Here is a 20,308-nt window from a genome sequence, read left to right as displayed (position 1 = left end):
GGGGCCTCTCTTCATTGGAGATAGATTGGCTTCCCGGCTAGAAATAACCAGGTGTCCAACACAAAGGTCTGTGCACAAAGAGGATCAGTCGGCAGGCTGAGGGGCGAGTTTTTCACACGCCACTTGCCAGCGTGCGCATACCGGCACCATAATACCGATATAGTTCATCCATATTTTTCTCGGGTGCCGGCATTATGAAAATCCTTCCGGGCCATGCTGCCCTTAATTGTCGCCTTATCGTTTTCTCCCTGATGGCGCTGTGCCTTTGGCTGGCTGCGCCTGCAACAGCGGCCGAGCCTCCCTTCATCGCCACCATGACCGTAAGCGATGCGAGACCGGACGGGAATGACAATCCCAACGCCTACACGAATGAGGTCGACGTAACAGTTGAATTGAAGTTCGGCGGCTACGGGATTCCGAAGCTCGTCCAAATCTCCGAAGACTCTGACTTCGGAAGCTACGAGCAGTACGTCTTCAATGGAGAGACGATCTTCGATTTCAAGATCGTCGACAAGGGCCCACGCCTGGCCACGATATACGCGCGTGCTGCCAATCTGGCCGGCGTAAGCAACACCACTACGGCCGAGATCGAGTACGACCCGATTCCGCCGAAGTCGGACTTGCTGTCACCAAACGGCTCTATCGAGCAGTTCGATCCCATAATAGACCTGGGGTTTGAGGTGGGCGATCCGACCGATGTCCGCGCCAGTGGTGTCGGTGGCGTGGTGATCATCTACTCGAAGGACGGCGAGCCGCCTCAGCAATACAACGGCGAATTCACGCCCGGGCGAGCCGGCTACCGCGCCGGCATTCCATTCGATACTCGCGAAACGGGCGGGGACGGACACTACGAAGTCTGGTCAGTCGCAAGGGATAGAGCGGGCAACAGAGAAGAGGAGCCCTCGAAAGCCGATATTGCGTTCGACTACCGGCGCGTGCAAGGCAGCGGTACGCCAAGCCTTGCGGGGATCATTCCGTCGGACAGCGATCCAACCGGCAATGCCGATCCAACCCACTTCACAAACAACCGACGGATCGTCGTCCACTACTCGCTGGCTTCGAGCGAGTTCCCGAAAGAGATTCAGCTCGCGATCGATCCCGAGTTCCAAACGGCCGCCACTTACGCCTACGCATCGAGCCAGATGATCACCTATGATCTTCCGTCGGCAGATGGAGTCTATACGCTCTATTGCCGCGCGGCCGGCGATTCGGGACAGAGCAATGTCGTGACATGGGATATCGAGTTGGATCGTACGAATCCGGCATCGTTGGTCTTCGAACCCAGCAAGGACGTTGAACAACCCGATCCTGTCGTGCCGGTTCAGTACGATTTCACCGACCAGAAGGGAAGAGGAGATCGCGCAAGCGGCGTCTCTTCGGTAGTGTTGATTTATTCGAAGGACGGCGACGCACCGCAGCAGTACAACGGCGAGTTTACCCCGGGTTCCGGACGTGCTTCAGGCTTGATCAACTTCGACACGTCGCGCGTCGGTGGAAGCGGCTACTTCCGCTTGTGGACCATCACGCGGGACGTGGCCGGCAATTGGGAATCGGATCCGACGACACCGGATGTCTCCTTCAACTTCACGCGAACGAATACGACGCCATCGGATCTGCGCGGAGTCGCTCTCTATGACTACACGCCGACAGACAACGCCGATCCGACGAAATACACGAACAACCGGATTGTCCGTGCCTACTTCCTTGTGGACCTGGAAAACGAACCGGATGAGGTTCAGTTCAGCGAGGATCCCTCCTTCGAGACGGGCGTCACAAGTCTGACCTACACAGGCCAGAACAACACGATGTTCGCCCTTTCCGATGTGGAAGGTGTGCATACATTGTACGCACGCGCGCGCAACAGCGCCGGCGCTGGGCAAACGGTTAACGCTTCGATTGAGCTCGATCGTATCGATCCATTCAGCGCTGCCGAATCGCCTGTCGGTCTCGTTGCCCAGGAGGATCCCATCGTTCCGTTGCTCTACGAATACACGGATGAGCTCAGATTGACCAAGCACGAACGCGCCAGCGGTGTGCAGAGCATTAAAGTGATCTACTCGAAGGACGGCGATGCGCCCGAGCAATACAACGGCGAGTTCACGCCGGGCCGTCGAGCGGCGATTAACTTCGACACAAGCCAGACCGGCGGCGAAGGCGTCTACGAGGTCTGGACACTGGCTCTCGACAACGCAGGCAACTGGCAGAATTTCGCTCCGCTCGAGCCACAGATCACGTTCGACTTCCGGACTCCGACGGCGGATTACTGGATGTTGCATTGACATCATTCTGTCCAAAGGCGCACTCCTGACTGGGAGTGCGCCTTTGCGTTCTCCGCCGTGCCAGACGACCTCAGCCAGGCCGCAATTCCATGTCCGACGAGAATCGACAAATCCCTGACGAGACGATGGCTGAGCTTCAGGCGTCGTTTGCGACGGAGGACTTTCCAGAAGATCCGCTCGAGACCTACGACAAGGATCGAACGCGGCAACTCTTCACGCAGTTTGCGACCGAAGCGGCACCGCCTCCGACGGCGTCGCATATCGAGGATTACGCCTCCAGCATCGTCGTCTGGAAGATCCGTGGACGCGGGATTGTTGACCAATCCGAAGACGAGTCGATCGATCAAGAGGCACCGAAGGTCGCATTCACCCTGACGCAGTTTCTCGGCCAGGGTGGATTCGGCGAGGTTTGGGAAGCGATTCAAGGTTCGCTGGGCCGCATGGTGGCACTGAAACGCCAGCGAGACGATCCGGAGAAATCTAAGTCAAAATCGCCCGGCTGGAAAGCGTACATGGAGGAGCTCTTCCGCCAGGAAGCGCTCGTGACGGCGGCCCTCGAACATCCCAACATCGTTCCGATTTACGACATGGGAATCGACGACGATGGGCGCCCGCACTTGGCGATGAAGATTGTGCGCGGCGAACCTTGGGATCGAATCATTCGCCGCGACAAGAAGCTCTCCTACGATGATTTCCTGAGCAAGCACGTCGCGATTCTGATCGATGTCGCCCAGGCCGTTGCCTTCGCGCATTCGCGCGGCATCATTCACCGGGACCTCAAGCCTGGACAGGTGATGGTCGGGGAATTCGGCGAAGTCCTGCTGATGGATTGGGGCCTGGCCCTTCTGCACGATGCGAAGCTGGCCAACGATCATGGAATTCCTCCGCAACTGACATCGTTGTTCCCGACAAAAGAAACTGCGACGAGTCCATCGGGCACGTTAGCCTTCATGGCTCCGGAACAGGCCAGCCCGACGGCAGACGATCTCGGTCCGCACACGGACGTGTTCCTGCTCGGAGGTACGCTGTACTACCTTCTGACGGGTCGGCCGCCGTACGTTGCCGAGACGACCCTCGAGTCGTTTGCGCGCGCTCGTCTTGGCGATGTGCTGCCGCCGAGCATTGCCGCCGAAGATCGAGACATTCCGCGCGAGTTGGAAGAGATTTGCATGCGGGCACTGGCTCCGGAACCGGAAAGCCGCACGCCTGGCGCCGGCGCATTTGTGACAGAGCTTCAGGACTATCTCTCTGGTTCGTCTCAGCGCCGGGAATCGCGCGCACTAACGGAGCAGGCTGAGAGCAAACTCGGCGAATCCGGTAGCGATTACCAGTCGCTGCGTGCCGGGCAGGACCTGGTTGAGCGCGCGCGCGAACTGTGGCCGCAGAACCCTTCGCTGCCGGCGTTGACACGCCTGGTTCATTACCAGTTGGCGCGAACGGCGATCGCAAACGGGGATCTTGTTCTCGCGCGCATGGAAGCTTCTCGCCTGGAGGCTGGCGAGGAGCGCGAGGGGCTTCTGCGTGAAGTGGATGAACGCGAGGAGCATCTGCGTCGCATCCGCCGGCAGCGGCGCGTTTTCTTCCGTGCGACGGTCGCTCTGATGGTCATCGCGAGCGTGCTCGCCGTTTGGGCCTACCAGCGCGCTGTAGAAGCGCAGAAGCAGCGCAGGCTGGCGGAAACGGCACGGGCCGAGGCCGAAAACGCGATGAACTTCCTGATCACGGAACTTCGCAAGGACCTCGAACCGTTGGGCCAGTTACGCCTACTGGGCGGCGTGGTTGGGCAAGCAGAAGAGTACTACATGAAGTCCGTCGGCCCGGATGCGGACGATGGAACGCTTCGGCGCGCGGCGATGTCGCTGAAGGGAATCGGCGATGTGCATCGCGGTGAAGGCGATCTGACGCAGGCGCAGGAAGCCTACGCCAGTTACAACCGCATCGCGGAGCAACTGTCTCGGCGGCCCGGCTCTCAGGCGGAGGACATTCGGCTGCTTGCGGATTCGCTGAATAACCTCGGATTTATTTCGACACGACAGGGCGATCTGGCCCAGGCGATGGCGCACTATCAGAAGGCTGCGGATCTCATGAAGCCGCTCGTCGATGCCAACAGCACGGATTGGAAGAGCATCGAGACGTACGTCTACACGCTGCAGGACATCGCCAATGTGCACGAAGAACGCGGCGAGTTGGCCAAGGCTGCGGACGTGCTTGAAGAGACGCTGCAACTCAGCCGCCGGATGGCATACGGGCCTGGACACGAGGAGCCAGATTATCTGTTCGGCCTTGCCAACACATTCGATCGACTTGGGCGCGTCCAGGAAAAGCAAGGAAAGCTGACGGCGGCCCTTGAGTCATTCGAGAGCAGTCTCGATATTCTGGAGCGGCTTCGCGCTCTGGAGCCGGACAGTGTGCATCACCGCCGCGACACAGCGACGGCTCTGTTCCGCATTGGCAAGATCCAGGAGGCGCAAGGCGATCTGCCCGCGGCGCTGAAGACGATGACGACGGCGCTGACGATTCGCCAGCGTCTTTCCGAATACGATCCACTCAATCGCCACTGGCAAGAACTGGTCGCGGACAGCTTGATGGATATCGCCGATATTCAGATGGCTCAGGGCGAAAACGAAGAAGCGCTCGCGGAGTACACCGACGCGCGCGATCGGCTCGAGAAGATGGTCGAGTTCGACGAGACAAATCGTCTTTGGAAACACAAGCTGGCGCTGGCATACCAGAAGACGGGCAAGGCTCAGGAAGCGCTCGGACAGACAGAGAACGCGGAGAAGAGTTACGAATCCGCCGAAGGCGTTCTGGAGAAGCTGACAGAGGACGAGCCCGAAAACCAGTCCTGGATTCGCGATCTGGCTGTGGCGAAAGAACGTCTGGCGGCCTTGGCGGCGCGTAACGGGAACCTCGGCAAAGCAAGGACGCTGTTCGAGGAAGGCCTCGAGGTGCGCAAGCAACTCGTTGAACTCGATCCCACGAACGTCGTTTGGATGGGCGATCTTGCCGCGAGCCAGAACAACCTGGGCTATCTCTACATCGCGCTGCAAGAGTATGGAAAGACGGAGCAGATGTTCCGCGCGGCTCTCTCGACGTTCGAGAAAATCGCCGCGATCGATGACTCGAATCTCGACAGTCAGCACAGTCTTGCGATGGCGAACTACAACCTTGCGGGTTTCCTGTCGCAAGTTGGGCAGATTCGCGATGCGGAGTCTTCGTATGAACGCGCGCTGGAAATCATGGAGGCGCTCGTCAAACACGATGCCACCAACGTGGAATGGCAGGATGAGTTGTCCTCCATTCTCGATCAATATGGCAACTTGAGTTTGGAGACCGGCAATTACCGACACGCACGCGATCTGTACGAGCGCGACCTTCAAATTCAAAAGGGTCACATCGCAAAGAACCCGGAGGATGCGAACCGGCGAAACCGCGCGGCGTGGGATCTCGTTCAGATCGGCGCAGCACACGAACACACGGGGGAATCGGAGGAAGCCACTGCGGCATGGGAAGAAGCGGTGGAGTTAATGCAACCGCTCGTCGCCGATATCGGAAGTCTGCATCCGGACGTCCTGGATACGTATGCCGAGGCACTGCTTTTCCTGGGACGTGTCGATGAGGCAAAGCCGGCGTTGGAACTGATCTGGAAGGCTGGTGCGACATATCCGCGACTGGAGGAACTCGCGGAGAAGCACGGCATTAGGAAAGATACCGACGCTCCGAAAACCGAAGGACCCGAGCCGGAATAACCATGTTGCTAGAGAAGAACATCATGTGGGCGTGCGTGGGCCTTTCGGGGGCTATAATCGCGCCCGTGGTGACGGATGCTCTAAAAGGCACGGATCGCGAGGCCACTTGGGTCCCGCTGGTCTCCGCTGTACTCGGCGCGGCCGGCGTGTATGGAGGGGCGCTGTATTCCGCCACGTATGCGTCGCCTCGGTGGCGTGCTGCGGGACTGGTGCTCTGGGCGGCGATTGCGTTGGCGCTGAGCGGCGCCATCACCGCGGGGGCACTCGGGACTGCGCCGACACCGCTGTGGCGAGTCCTGGGAGTTGCCGCGGCGTTCTTGCCGTCTGTCGCGTACATTTGCACACTTGTCATGGCGCGGCGGGAAATGGACTGATCGTTTCCCAGAATGCAACGGGGGTTGCCCCGCCGATTCCGGCGTGGTCATGATTTCGCCAGCCTGTCACCAGGGAGAAAGCGTACATGGGCTTGAGTTCGCGCGTGCGGATTGCCGGAGGGATGATCTTTGCGGTGTTGCTGGCGTCGGCGGGTTGCCGATCCGAGCCATCGCTGGAGGCAACGCCCATGCCTCCCCCACCGTCCAAACCGAAGCCCGAGGTCTCGCGCGTCGATCCGCCGGCGGTTCCGACTCGCGACGTTCCGACAAACGAGGAATGGTCGGAGAAGAGCATCTACTTTCTGATGATCGATCGCTTCTACAATGGCGATCCCTCGAACGATGACTGGGGCGGTTTCGAGGCGCGTCCCGACGATCCGCGCGGGTGGCATGGCGGCGATATCGCCGGGATTATCGATAAGCTCGATTACATCCAGGGCATGGGCTTCGACGCGATCTGGATCAGCCCGATCTATGAGCAGCGCAAGCAGGGATCCTATCACGGGTACTGGCCTTGGGATTTCTACGACATCGATGGCCACTTCGGCACGTGGGACGACATGGCGCGCCTGCGTGAGGAACTCGATCGCCGCGGTATGTTGCTGATGGTCGATGTGGTGGCAAATCACACGGGCGATTTTGTGTACGAGCCGACCGGGTACTTCGAGCGGGCTGCGCCGCCGTTCGACAATCCGGAGTGGTTCCACAACCAGGGCCAGATCGCGAACTACGACGATCAGCATTCGATCGAGGTCGGCGACATCGGCGGTGGCCTGGATGATATCGATCAGTCGAATCCGGAAGCCGCGGCCGAGTTGTGCCGCAACATTGCGTGGCTGCGCGAGAAGACGCAATGCGACGGGTTCCGGCTCGATACGGTGCGGCACGTGCCGAAGGATTTCTGGAAGAAGTACGTGGACGCCGCCGGCGTGTTCTGCATGGGCGAGGTACTTCACGGTTCGCCAAGCTATGTGGGCGACTACCAGAAGTACATGCCGAGCGTGCTGGACTTCCCGCTGTATTTCACGATGATCAAGGTGTTTGCCCAGCAGGGCTCACCAAAACAGCTTTCTCAGGCGTTCGCGACAGATCACGCGTATGTGAATCCGAAGCTGCTCGGGCTGTTTGTCGACAACCACGACATGCCACGTTTTCTGAGCAGTGCGGGCGGTGGCCAGGAAGCGAACTGGCCGAAGCTGGAACTGGCGCTGACACTGGTCTTCACGGCCCGCGGTTTCCCCGTAATGTACTACGGAACCGAACAAGCCTTCAGTGGCGGGCACGATCCGGACAATCGCGAGGACATGGTCTTCAATCCCGATCATCCGCTGTATCACTACGTTGCGCGCTTGAATGAGCTGCGTCGCGAGAACTCCGCGCTGCGCAAGGGAACGTTCTATGAGCGCCTGGCCGATTACGCCACGTATGCTTACGAACGGCGCGATGGAAACAACGCAGCCATCGTGATGTTCAACAACTGGCACACCCCGCAGGAGCTGAATGTCCGCACCGGTCTGCCAGACGGCACGGTGCTGACCGATGGGCTCCATGGCGGCCAGGCCACTGTCCAGGACAGCCACATCGTATTGACGCTGCCGGCAAGAACCGCGGCGATCTTCGTCGTGAATACCGCAGACTAATCGGGAGGTTGCCATGAGGAGAAGTGGCAATACTCTCGTCTTCCTTTGTCCGTTCGTTCTGCTGGCGATCTGTGCATTCTCCTCCCCCATCGAGGCGCAATGGCAGGCGGAACATCTGCCGTTTGGCGTGCCCGAGTCATCCGAGACGACCGGCACGCTGATCGTCCGCGAAGGCTACGTCCTCTTTCATAACGATGAACGACGACTCGCCGCCTGGGTGGCGTATCGGCTGGATCCAGAAGATCGGCGTGGAATCGACTACGACGATCGAGAGGCCGGTGTGTTCCAGGGCGACCCGGCGCTCGATCCCCATCATCGGGCGGAGGATTGGTTCTACGGCGAGGCGGACGGGTATGACCGCGGGCACCTGGCACCGGCGGCGGACATGAAGAAGAACCTGCGCACGTTTCACTCATCCTACTATCTGTCGAACATCGCTCCACAGATGGAGGAACTGAATCGTGGCGAATGGGTGGCGCTGGAAAATCATGTGCGCAGCCTTCTGGAGGGCCGCGGCGAGCTGTGGGTTCTGACCGGCCCGGCGTTTGAACCCGGCACACCTGAGAAGACAATCCGGGGTGGCTTGCCGATCCCGACGCATTTCTGGAAGATCATCGTCGATCGAAAGGCGGATGGTTCACTGACGGCGGTGAGCTTCGTGCTGCCCAACTCGCGTGTGGTTCCGCCGTGGTATGACTGCGCCACGACGATTGATGAAATTGAGCGAATGACGGGTTGGGATTTCTTTCCCGCGCTGCCGGACAATGAAGAGGAAGAACTGGAATCTCAGGTAACCCCAGCCGACTGGAATCCGCACCCCGTCTGGCGAACGCCCGATCCGAGATGGAATGCAACGCCGACCTGGCCGGAGTGATCAGTCCGCCGCCCGCAGTCTCCACTTCTGCTCGATATTCCAGTGGTTGAAAGAGCCTCGCACGTAGGGCTTTGCGCCGGGGGTGGGGCTCTCGTAGCGGAACGTGACTTCGTTTGTCTGGTCATTCACGGCGGGGTATTTCGCGCGCGATCCGTCGGGGTTATTCGCTCCGCCGGGGACTCGGAAGACAGAATTCGCAACGCCGCCTTGGGTGCCGGCCTCGGGATTCAATGGATCGATGAACCAACTATTGGGCGGCAGGTAGAGTTTGTACTGGTAGGACCCGGGGGGCAGTTGGATCGTCAGTTCGTAGTTTTTCGGCGGATGATCTGTCGGCAACAGAGTCATCGTGCGCGTCTGTCCCGGTTGTAGATCGGTGAGGGCTACGTGCGCCATCAGGCCGCTGGGAGTCTCGAAGCCGAAGAAGTAGCTGCCGGGGTAAATGTCGGCCAGATGAATCGCTTGGCCGATGTACGGGATGCGACGTTCCTCCAGCGACAGCGGCGTCATGAAATCGAAGACCAGGTCGCCGGACTGGTCGGAGGCGCCGGGCGGCAATTGAATCTGTACTTGGACGTCCGAAGCGGGCAAATCGAGCGCAAGGCGCTGGGTCTTGGGCTGCGCGCCGATCCGGTAATCAAGTCCGGTCCGGGTCATGCCGAATAGTTCGTGAAAGACCACGAGTTCGTACTCGCCGGGAGAAACGAATGCCTGGACGGTGTTGCCCTCGGTCGGCAACAGCCGAACGATGACCTGGACATCGCCCTTCGGCATCAGCCCAAGACGAACGCGATCGTTGGGAACGGGGCGTCCGTTGATGGCGACCGAACCGCCGACGCGAACGCGTTCGTTCACGTTCGTCTGAAATTCCAGAACGCCGAGGAAGCCCAACTGGTACTCCTCGGGGGGGAGCTTCCCGGCTTCATCCACGATCCGGAGCAGATAGCGTCCGTCGGCCATGCTCATCTTACCGAAAGTGCGGCTCTCGGAGACGGGCAGGTCCCACTGCTTGCGGACGGCGGAGTTGCTGCCGGGCTCGGGGGCGACAAGTGTCAGTTTCTGGGTTGGCGAAAGTCCCACGATGGAGCCGCGGAACACGGCGGATCCTCGGAATTCGGCTTCGACGGGCTCTGGTGTCGGGGGGGGCTCAACGATGTGCGAGCGCTCGTCTTCGAGGGACTCGAAGGCAGGATTATGGTCGACCTGAACTTCCTGCGCATATGCCCCAGTTGTCAGCAACAACGCCGTCAGAAGGGCGCCAATCCACTTGGTTGCGTGCATCTTGCTGCCGTTCCCCCCGCCCGCCAGTCTCGAATTCTGCAGCAGGCTGGCTGATCGTGGGGCGGAACGCAAGCGGTGAACCGATCCAATGACGCATGCAAAGTCACCCCCCTTGGCATTGACAGCCTCCGCTCAGCCGCCGGAACATATCGACGCCGGTGGCCGAGCCCTCCGGATCGTATCTTAATGCATGGAAACGGAGTCGTTTTGCCAGAACAGCACGAAAACGTCGTCGTCCTCAGCCAAAGTGAGATCCTCGATTTCTGCGGGGTGAACGACGAGAAAATCCGCCGGCTCCAGTCTCACCTGGATGCGCGTCTGGTTGTGCGCGGGAACAAGCTGAAGATCATCGGCAAGCCGGACGATGTGAAGCGCACCACCCATGTGATTCATGAAATGCTGAACGTCCTGCGTAAGGGCGGGCGCCTGACGGAGGAGCAGTTCCGGGGCGCGATGCGCTATGCGGCGGATCGTGCCCGCCAGGGCATGCCCCCCGGCCCCGAGGGGCCCCAGACTGACGAGGGCGAGGGCGCGCCACGGGAGGATACCTTGAGCGAATTGTACCTGGATGAGATTCCGGTGCCGCTGAAACGCCGCCGTCTGACACCGCTCACGGCCAACCAGCGCCGCTACGTGCGCGCGATCCGGGGCAACGACATCGTCTTCGGAATCGGGCCTGCGGGAACGGGCAAGACTTACCTCGCGATGGCAATGGCGGTGACCGCGCTTGTTGAAGGCGACGTGAACCGTATCATCTTGTGTCGACCGGCGGTCGAGGCCGGCGAACGCCTGGGATTCCTGCCCGGCGATCTGGCGCAGAAGTTCGACCCATTTGTGCGGCCGTTGTGGGATGCTCTGTACGAGATGATGGACTCGGAGAAGATCCGTTCCCACATCGAGACAGGCGTGATCGAAATCGCGCCGTTGGCATTCATGCGCGGGCGAACGTTGAACAATGCCTTTGTGATCCTGGACGAAGGCCAGAACACGTCGGTCGAGCAAATGAAGATGTTCCTGACGCGGTTGGGATTCGATTCGAAAGCGGTCATCACCGGCGACATCACGCAGGTGGACTTGCCCCACGGCCAGGAATCGGGCCTGGTGAACTCGCAGCGCGTGTTGAATAGCATCGCAGGGATTGAGTTTGTGCAGTTCACAGGGCGAGACGTGGTTCGCCATCCGCTGATCATGAAGATCATTCAGGCTTACGAACAGGCCAAGGCGGAAGAGCGGGGACGCAGTCGATCCCCACGCGTGTCAAAGCAGCAGGCGGGGTAAATCCAAAAGGATGACGATGGCGTGAAGGTTGTTCCGCTGGCAAGGCGAGCGCGTGAGTTGTCGCGCGGACGCGAGGTCCTCCAGACCCGCCCGCGGCGCAGTGCGCGCTGGGTTGCGCTCGGGTCGATCTTCATCCTGATCGTTCTGGTCACAGCGCCGATGTTCTGGCGCGATACCATCCCCCACGAGCCGGGGAAACGTCTCGACGGCCAAGTCGTCTCCGAACTGACATTCGAATACACGAGTCCCCGGGCGGAGCAGTTGCTCGAGGAAGAACGCCAGGCGAATTACCCGCGCATCTATGCCTACGATTATGGGCGGCAGATGGAGGCGAAGGATCGCCTGGAAGACGTTATCGATGCGGCGCGCGGAATCCAGACGACGGGTCAGGACGACCCGGAGAGTTGGAAGAAGGAACTGACGAAGGTCGATCCGCAACTCGAGCACTGGTCCGCGAGTGAAGTGCGCGATCTGGTGATGCTAGCAAAGGACCAGCGATTCCGCCGCTTCATCGTTCAACTCGTTGACAACGTCTACCGCGACTATCTGCTGACGCGCGACAAGGCCGAGTACCTTGGCGATCGCAAGAATGAGGTCGCGCGTGAGCTGATCCTGAATCAGCCACCGGACCTGGGGACGCAGGCTTTCGATCTGGATCGGATCGTCAAGTATCCGGATGAGATCGATGGTATTGTGCGAGAGCGCCTGCGCCAGAAGTTGCAGGAGTTCTCGCAGGAACAAGCCGCGCGCGCGCAGGCCGGATTGCGGCTTGTCATGATGGTGCTGGAACCGAACTTCTACAAGGATGAGAAGGCCTCTCAGGAGTCGTACGACAGCTATCAGCCTTCGCAAGGCACACAGCGTGTGATTGAACAGGGAACGGTTCTTGTCGGAAAGGAAGGCGAGGTCACGATTCTCTCCGACGATGAGGCGGATCTGCTCGCGGTGTACTGGAACAAGCTGCTGCAACGTAACCTGATGAAGTTCATGGCGCAGTTGCTCTTCATCCTGATCGCGTTCCTGATCGTGGCGTTCTTCGTCATGAAGTTCAGCCGCGAGCATGAGTTTACAAGCCAGACCGTTCTGCTGATCGGATTGCCGGTGCTTCTCGCACTGGCGATCGGACGCATGCTGCTGTTCCTGATGGGCGAAGACATCTCGTACATGGGCTTTGCATTCCCGGCCGGCGTCATCGGCATTCTGGGTGTGCTGCTGCTCGATGTGCGCATGGCGCTTCTGACGGTGACGTGGGGATGTCTGCTGTTCGGGCTCGAAGTGAATCTGGACTACCAGTACGTCATCGTTGGCCTGTTCGGCGGCTATACGGCGGTTGCGGCGTTGTACACGTTCCGCGAGCGACGCGAGGTTCTCTACGCAGGTTTGTTCATCGGCCTGGTGAACGCATCGATCATCCTGATCATCACGTACATTCACGATCCGACGGCGAACGCAGCGGCAGCAGCCCTGGTCGGCGCACTCTCCGGCGTGATGTGCCCCCTGATCTCGTTCGCTATCCTGCCCGTGTTCGAGGTGCTCTTCCATATCACCACGGACATGCGCCTGCTGGAGCTCAGTGGCCTGCAGCACCCGCTGTTGCGCAAGTTGGAGGAAACGGCCCCAGGCACGTGGCAGCACACGCTGAACGTGACGAAGCTGGCCGAATCCGCCGCCAGCGAGATCGGCGTCAACTACCTGCTGGTGCGTACGGGTTGTTACTTCCACGACGTTGGCAAGATGGGGCGCGCGGAGTACTTCACAGAGAATCAACTGACGCCGGAGGACAAGCGCCGCCATGCGGAACTGAAGCCGCAGATGTCGACGCTGATCATTCGCAATCACGTGAAGGAAGGCATCGAGCTGGCCAAGCAGTACAAACTGCCGCGCCAGATCATCGAGTTCATTCCGCAGCACCACGGCACGAGCCTGATCCAGTACTTCTATCACAAGGCGCTGACGGCGGCCGAGTCGGGAGACAGCAAGGAACCGGTGCGCGAAGACGACTATCGCTATCCCGGGCCGAAGCCACAGTCCATTGAGGCCGCGATCGTGATGCTGGCCGATACGGTGGAAGCGACCGCGACCGCGAAGCTGAGCGGACGGACCGTGCGCGAGGACGACATCCGGATGCTCGTCCGGAATGCGATCTTCGACAAGTTCAACGACGGCCAGTTCGATCACTGTAACATGACGCTGCGCGACTTGAATACGATCCGCGAGTGCTTCGTGAAGGTGCTGCGCAGTCGCTTCCATTCGCGCATCGACTACCCATCGAAGAAGGATGCATCGGCTAAGAAAGAAAAAGCGCGCGAGGAAAAACCCGCGCCGCGCAAGGAGGCTCGCGAAGCCGACGGCGCCGCCTGATGCAATCCCATGTCGCCCCAACGTTGTCCCATTTGCCGGCACTCGTATCCGGATGAAGAAATCACTCGGCACCACTTGGTGCCGAAGAGCCGGAAGGGGCGCGAGGTCGTCGACATCTGCGTGCATTGCCACAAGCAGATTCATGCACTTTTTGCCGAGAAGGAACTCGAGCGGCACTACAACACCATCGAGGCATTGCTTGAAACCGAGGCGATGCGACGATGGGTGGAGTGGGTGACACAACGGAAGCCGCGGTCGCGGGTCTTCACGAAGAAGAGCCGCCGAATTCGGTAGCGGTTTTGCAGTATCGGAATATGCTTATGGACCAGATTTCGCAAGCCGGTCCCTTCGAGTTTTGCAATCCAAGAGGGAGATTCAAGATATGGCATCAAAGCGCGTACTGATCGTCGGAGGTGTGGCCGGAGGAGCGTCCTGTGCGGCGCGGCTGCGCCGGATGGACGAAGAAGCGGAAATCGTGATGTTCGAGAAGGGCCCCTACGTGTCCTTTGCGAACTGCGGTTTGCCCTATCACGTGGGTGATGTGATCAAGGAGGAAGGCAGCCTCCAGGTGGCCAATCCGACGCTGTTCCGCAACCGATTCAACATCGACGTTCGGGTCAATCACGAGGTCACTGCGATCGATCGCGAGGCCAAGACGGTCGAGGTGTGCGACACGCACTCCGGCGAAGTGACGACGGAGAGCTACGATACGCTCGTGCTTTCTCCGGGCAGCAAGCCGATCATCCCGCCAATCAAGGGCGTGGATCGAGAAGGCGTGTTCCGTTGCCTCACGATTCCGGACACGAAGGCGATTCGCGAGTGGATCGTTTCGCGCCAGGCCCGCAGCGCCGTCGTGATTGGCGGCGGGTATATCGGGCTGGAAATGGCCGAGAACCTGCGTCACCGCGGGCTGGAAGTGATGCTCGTGGAAATGCAGCCGCAGGTGATGCCGCTGCTCGATCCGGAGATGATGACCGAGGTCCACGCGCATCTGCAGGAGAAGGGGATTCACCTCCGCCTGGGCGCGCAGGTTCAGGAAATCGACGGCCCCGAGGGCGGTCCGCTGACCGTTCGCCTGGGCACCGGCGAGGAGCTCGAAGCAGATCTGGCCATCATGGCGGTCGGCGGTCGCCCGAACACGGACCTGGCGAAGGCGGCCGGGCTGGAAATCGGCACCACCGGCGGCGTCGCCACGGACGACCAGATGCGGACCTCCGATCCGAACGTCTTTGCGGTCGGCGACGTGGCGGAAATAAAGGATTCGATCACTGGCCGGAAGGCCCTGGTCCCACTGGCGGGTCCGGCCAATCGCCAGGGCCGCGTTGCGGCGGATGTGATCGCGGGCCGCGAAGCGAAGTTCCGCGGCGCTCAGAGCACGGCGGTCGTTGGCGTGTTCGATTTAACGGTGGCTACGACGGGCAGCAGCGAGAAACAACTGCGCCGCGCCGGCGTGCCGTTCCAGAAGGTCTATCTCTTCCCAGGGAATCACGTCGGGTACTACCCTGGCGCCCAGCCGATTCACTTGAAGGTCCTGTTCCGGCCCAAAGACGGGCAATTGCTCAGCGCCCAGGCCGTGGGACGCGCGGGTGTCGAGAAGCGCATCGACGTGATTGCGACGCTGATCCAGATGGGCGGAACGGTGTTCGACATGGAAGAGGTCGAGTTGTGCTACGCGCCGCAATTCGGCGCCGCAAAAGACCCGGTGAACATGGCCGGCTTCATTGCGGCCAATCACCTGAGGGGCGATTCGCCACTGACGCATTGGGATGACGTGGCAGAGGCGGAAGGCGATCCCCTGATCGTCGACGTGCGCGAGCCCGAGGAATTCGAAGCCGGGCACGTCGAAGGAGCCATTAATGTCCCGCTCAGCCAGATGCGCGATCGCCTGGATGAGCTGCCGAAGGACCGGGAAGTCTGGTGCCACTGCGGCGTCGGGCAGCGGTCGTATTACGCTGTCCGTGTCCTGCGCCAGAATGGCATCGATGCCCGCAACCTCAGCGGCGGCATGAACGAATACATGCGACAGAAGTAGGAGGCGAGTTTCCTCCCTTCCGATTTCTCGGGGCGGCACGCAAAGTGTCGCCCCTTTCGCATTTCGGGGAGTCCAGAGCCGGGACGGGCAGGCATGGGCTCTCTGCCTGGCAGGCCCCACTGAATGACTTTCTCCTCGCCTTCGCCTGCCACGTCGCTGTTTGCTGGTGGCGAGGTGGATTGGCATGACCGAAGAGCCCACACCCAAGCCGACGACACCCAGTCGCGACCAGGTCGACGAATGGGCAAGAAACCCGGAGAAGTTGCTGGAGCACGTGGATCAGATCACCGATCCCGAACGCCGCAGCCGAGTTCACAAGCGGCGCTATGTGTTGTACTTCTTCCTGTTCACGCTGCTGTTCTCGATCGGATCCGTGCAGGTCTTTCACCAGGAGGAATCCGGGTTCCTACGGCTTCAGCGCATGTACCAGCGCCAGCGTCCGTTCGCGACGCGCGCTCCGGTATCGGTCAACGAACGGGAACTGGCCCGCGAACTGGGGATTTCTCTCGAGGATTATTATACGGCGGAGAAGGTGATTGATCGATTCCAGCGCAAGCTGGAGGACGAGAACCTGGGCCCGCTCGACTGGGCGGTTCGGCTGAACATTGGCGACTACACGATTGTGTTCAGTTATCGGATTTTCCTGAACATGGCGATCTCTTGCATCATTGCGTTGGCGCTGTATCTGCGTGCCCGAGATCGAGCGGCATCGGGGGTGATCGACGAGCAAAACCGTCGTCTCCGCGATCTGAACGAGGAACTGGAGCGCAAGGTCAACGAGGCGCAGAACTACCTGGATGAGCTGCAGCAGGCCCAGTCCAAGCTGCTGGCGGCGGAGAAGCTGGCCTCGATCGGACGCATGTCGGCGACGCTGGCGCATGAAATCCGCAACCCGATGACGATCATCATGTCGTCGGCCGGGATGGTGGCGGAAGACCTGGATCCGGGCAGCCCCCAGTTGCAGGCTATCGATCTGATCCGCGAGGAAGTCAGCCGCCTGAACAACATCATCAACGAGTTGCTGAACTTCGCGCGGCCAAAACCGCCGCGCCTTGAGATGCATCGGCTGAATCAACTCGTGAATGCCTGGATGCCGCGTATCCAGGAGGAGATGGACAAGTACGGGATCGATCTGGATGTGGAGATCGATCCGGCGATCTCGGAAGTGATCGTCGATTCGGACCAGCTCTACCAGGTCTTCCTGAACGTAATCTGGAACGCGCGCGATGCGATCAACGATCGCGGCGAAGGCGGCCGGATCCAGATCCAAACCGAGGAAGCCGGGCGCCACGGCGTGTTCCTGACAATCCGAGACGATGGCCCAGGGATGGACGAGGAGACGCTGAATCAGGTCTACGAGCCATTCTACACGACGAAGACGCACGGCTCCGGCCTTGGGCTGCCGGTGGTGCAGCAGTTGATGGAAGGCATGAGCGGTTCGGCTTACGTGGATAGCGAGAAGGGGAAAGGAACGACAGTCCACTTGCTTCTCCGGACGCCGCAGGAGCACGTTCGAGAACAGATTGAGAGCGGCGAGTACCAGAAGTCGGCGCAGGTGGCTGAAAATCCAACAGGGTGAAGTGAATGAAGCCGAAATACAGACTGCTGATCGTAGATGATGAGCCTCGGATGTGCCAGGTTTTGAACCTGCTGGCGACACGCTGGGGGTACGAAGTGCGCACGGCCCAGAGCGGCCGCGATGCGTTGGAGGTCCTGAACGATTTCCCCGCCGAGGTGGTGGTCAGCGATCTGAAGATGCCGGGAATGGGCGGCGATGAGTTGCTGCGCGAGGTCCGAGCGCGCTATCCGGACGCGATGGTCATCATGATGACCGCGCACGCGACCGTGAAGAGCGCGGTTGAGGCGATGAAAGCGGGCGCCTTCGACTATATCATGAAGCCGTTCGACAACGATGAGCTTCGCCTGACGATCGATCGAGCGACCGAACATCGGGATCTGCGCACGGAGAACAAGGAACTGCGCGCGGAACTTGGACGCCGCTACAAGCCCGATAACCTGATTGGCGAAAGCCGCGAGATGCAGGCGGTTTTCAACATGGTGGAGCGCGTGGCGCCGACGAAGGCGACCGTTCTAATCACTGGCGAAAGCGGCGTCGGCAAGGAGGTAGTGGCCCGGGCAATCCACCAGCGCAGCTCGCGGGCAGGCGAGCCGTTCGTGGCGCTGAACTGCGCCGCCCTGACGGAGACGCTGCTGGAAAGCGAACTGTTCGGCCACGAAAAGGGCGCATTCACGGGCGCCAGCCGATCGCATCGGGGCAAGTTCGAGGAGGCGGACGGCGGCACGATCTTCCTGGATGAAATCGGTGAAACGTCGAACAATTTCCAGACGAAGCTGCTGCGCGTGCTGCAGGAAGGCGTCCTGGTCCGGGTCGGCGGAAACGATCCCATCAAGGTCGATGCCCGCGTGATCGCGGCGACGAACAAGGACCTGAAGGGAATGGTCGACCGGGGCGAGTTCCGCGAGGATCTGTTCTACCGCCTCCAGGTGGTTCCGCTGGAGATCCCGCCGCTGCGCCAGCGCCGGAGCGACATCGCGCCGCTGGCACAGCACTTCGTGGTCAAGGCTTGCCAGGAGAACGGCCTGCCGAAGCGCGAGTTGGCCGACGAGGCCATCAAGCTGCTGGAGAACGAGGACTGGCGAGGGAATGTCCGCGAACTGGAGAACACGATCGAGCGCGCCGTGATCCTTTCCCGGGGAGAGCGAATCGAGGCGGACGATCTGTGGCTGACACCGTCTGATTCGCCGCTGGCGTCGCCCAAGAGCGGGGCAACGAATATCCCGTCGGAGTTGTCTCACCTGAAGCTGAGCGACTTCATCGACGAGATGACCAAGCGCTACGTGCTGCGGATGCTGGATGAACGCCAGTGGCGCAAGCAGGAGGCGGCGGAGGCTCTCGGGATCGACCGGGCGACGCTCTACCGGATGATCAAGCGGTTCGGGCTGGACAAGGACTGAAATCAGATAACGCCGCCGGATGCCCGTTCACTATGACGGATTTGTGCCATAGGTCGGGCACAGTCGAGGCTCTGACCTTGACATTCGGCGGCTCTATGCACGGGATAGCCCTCTTCGCAAGACGAGGAGTGATAAACATCTATGGCATTGATCGTTCAAAAATACGGAGGCGACGCCCTGGGCGATAAGGGCAAGGGAAAGACCGACCACCTGAATGAACTGCGTGGTGCGGAGTTCCTTGTCGAGAAGTTCCAGCACGTCGCTCGGCTGGCGGTAGAGTCGCAGAAGGCAGGCAACCAGGTCGTGGTGGTGGTGTCGGCAATGGGCGACACAACAAACCGGCTGCTGCGGATGGCGAATGCGCTGATGCCTGAGCCGGAACTGCGCGAGTTGGACATGCTGATGGCGACAGGCGAGCAGCAGTCGATCGCCCTTCTTGCAATTGCGATCAGTGCTGCCGGCGGCCAGGGCGTGAGCTTCACAGGTCCGCAGGTCGGTATACGTACGGACGAGTTGTTCGGGCGATCTCGAATCAAGGAGATTCATTGCGAACGACTGAAGAAAGCGATCGATGAAGGCAAGATTCCGATCGTGGCCGGTTTCCAAGGCGCATCGGAACATGACGAGATCACAACGTTGGGACGCGGCGGCAGCGACATCACGGCCGTGGCGCTGGCGGCGGTCCTGAATGCGGACTGCTGCGAGTTCTACAAGGACGTGGACGGCATCATGACGACAGATCCCCGGGTCTGTCCGACGGCGCGCAAGATCGATCGCATCAGCTACGATGAAATGCTCGAGCTTGCGAGCCTCGGAGCCGGAGTGCTGCATTCGCGTTCCGTGGAATTCGCCAAGAACTATCGCGTGCCGCTGCATGTTCGCAGCTTCCTGCACGACAAGCCGGGAACCTTCGTGATTGCCGAGGAGAAAGAAATGGAAGAAGTCGTTGTCAGTGGAGTCGCCTTCAATCGCGACGAAGCACGAGTGACGTTGCAGGGCCTGCCGGATAAGCCGGGCGTTGCGGCGGAAGTGTTCTCTCGCCTGGGCCAGGACGATATCGTGGTCGACATGATCATCCAGAACGAATCCAAGGAAGGCCGGAACGACATTTCATTCACGGTCGGCAAGAAGGATTTCGGGCGCACGAAGAAGCTGTGCGAGCTCCTTGTGAAGGAAGTTGGCGCGCTCGGATACCAGACGGATGAGTCGATCGCAAAAGTCAGCGCCGTCGGCGTCGGAATGCGCAGCCACAGCGGTGTGGCCTCGAAGATGTTCAAGGCCCTGTCCGATGCGGGCATCAATATCGAGATGATCGCTACGTCGGAGATCAAGATTTCTGTCCTGATTGACGAGAAGGACATGGAGCACGCGGTGCGCGTAATCCACCAGGCCTTCGAGCCGCACTCGTCGCCCGGCGCGAGCGCATAAGCGGTCGACCAAATACTCACAATCTGAATGGAAGAA

Annotated in this window: 13 protein-coding genes; 12 read left to right on the top strand and 1 reads right to left on the bottom strand. The window is 60.3% G+C overall.

Features of this window, described 5'->3' with window-relative positions; all coding sequences use genetic code 11:
* Positions 1-194: 194 nt before the first annotated feature.
* From KQI84_17260 to KQI84_17240, 5 genes are all read left to right on the top strand, one after another.
* Positions 195-2,279 carry a hypothetical protein gene (locus KQI84_17260; protein ID MCB2156628.1) on the top strand — a complete coding sequence of 695 codons (2,085 nt, stop codon included), beginning with the start codon at positions 195-197 and terminating at the stop codon, positions 2,277-2,279.
* 89 nt (positions 2,280-2,368) lie between these two features.
* On the top strand, positions 2,369-6,028 hold the full coding sequence (locus tag KQI84_17255) for a tetratricopeptide repeat protein (GenBank protein MCB2156627.1): 3,660 nt from the start codon (positions 2,369-2,371) through the stop codon (positions 6,026-6,028).
* 2 nt (positions 6,029-6,030) lie between these two features.
* A complete protein-coding gene (locus tag KQI84_17250) occupies positions 6,031-6,402 on the top strand; it encodes a hypothetical protein (protein MCB2156626.1) in 372 nt (123 codons plus the stop codon).
* A gap of 86 nt (positions 6,403-6,488) precedes the next feature.
* The gene (locus KQI84_17245) at positions 6,489-8,042 is read left to right on the top strand and encodes an alpha amylase C-terminal domain-containing protein (GenBank protein MCB2156625.1); all 1,554 of its coding nucleotides are present in this window, start codon (positions 6,489-6,491) and stop codon (positions 8,040-8,042) included.
* Between the two features lie 13 nt (positions 8,043-8,055).
* On the top strand, positions 8,056-8,916 hold the full coding sequence (locus tag KQI84_17240) for a DNA/RNA non-specific endonuclease (GenBank protein ID MCB2156624.1): 861 nt from the start codon (positions 8,056-8,058) through the stop codon (positions 8,914-8,916).
* Here the strand turns inward: KQI84_17240 and KQI84_17235 are convergent, their stop codons facing one another.
* Complete coding sequence (locus KQI84_17235; GenBank protein MCB2156623.1) at positions 8,917-10,197, bottom strand: hypothetical protein; 1,281 nt, start codon at positions 10,195-10,197, stop codon at positions 8,917-8,919.
* Between the two features lie 186 nt (positions 10,198-10,383).
* On the opposite strand from KQI84_17235, the gene KQI84_17230 reads away from it, so the two are divergent.
* The 7 genes from KQI84_17230 to KQI84_17200 all read left to right on the top strand — a co-directional run bounded on the left by KQI84_17230 (position 10,384) and on the right by KQI84_17200 (position 20,272).
* Positions 10,384-11,475 (top strand): PhoH family protein, encoded by a 1,092-nt coding sequence (locus tag KQI84_17230; protein ID MCB2156622.1) that lies wholly within the window; start codon positions 10,384-10,386, stop codon positions 11,473-11,475.
* A gap of 21 nt (positions 11,476-11,496) precedes the next feature.
* On the top strand, positions 11,497-13,836 hold the full coding sequence (locus tag KQI84_17225; protein ID MCB2156621.1) for an HDIG domain-containing protein: 2,340 nt from the start codon (positions 11,497-11,499) through the stop codon (positions 13,834-13,836).
* A gap of 78 nt (positions 13,837-13,914) precedes the next feature.
* Positions 13,915-14,130, top strand: a complete 216-nt coding sequence (locus KQI84_17220; GenBank protein MCB2156620.1) for an HNH endonuclease — start codon at positions 13,915-13,917, stop codon at positions 14,128-14,130.
* 88 nt (positions 14,131-14,218) lie between these two features.
* Positions 14,219-15,868 (top strand): FAD-dependent oxidoreductase, encoded by a 1,650-nt coding sequence (locus KQI84_17215; protein ID MCB2156619.1) that lies wholly within the window; start codon positions 14,219-14,221, stop codon positions 15,866-15,868.
* 184 nt (positions 15,869-16,052) lie between these two features.
* Complete coding sequence (locus KQI84_17210) at positions 16,053-17,447, top strand: hypothetical protein (GenBank protein ID MCB2156618.1); 1,395 nt, start codon at positions 16,053-16,055, stop codon at positions 17,445-17,447.
* Positions 17,448-17,452: 5 nt separating this feature from the next.
* Positions 17,453-18,844 carry a sigma-54 dependent transcriptional regulator gene (locus KQI84_17205; GenBank protein ID MCB2156617.1) on the top strand — a complete coding sequence of 464 codons (1,392 nt, stop codon included), beginning with the start codon at positions 17,453-17,455 and terminating at the stop codon, positions 18,842-18,844.
* 141 nt (positions 18,845-18,985) lie between these two features.
* Positions 18,986-20,272: an aspartate kinase gene (locus KQI84_17200; protein MCB2156616.1), complete on the top strand. Its 1,287-nt coding sequence runs from the start codon at positions 18,986-18,988 to the stop codon at positions 20,270-20,272.
* Positions 20,273-20,308 lie beyond the last annotated feature (36 nt).

This window comes from bacterium, assembly GCA_020444065.1.
Taxonomy (GTDB): domain Bacteria; phylum Sumerlaeota; class Sumerlaeia; order SLMS01; family JAHLLQ01; genus JAHLLQ01.
This window is presented reverse-complemented; position numbering and strand designations above follow the sequence as displayed.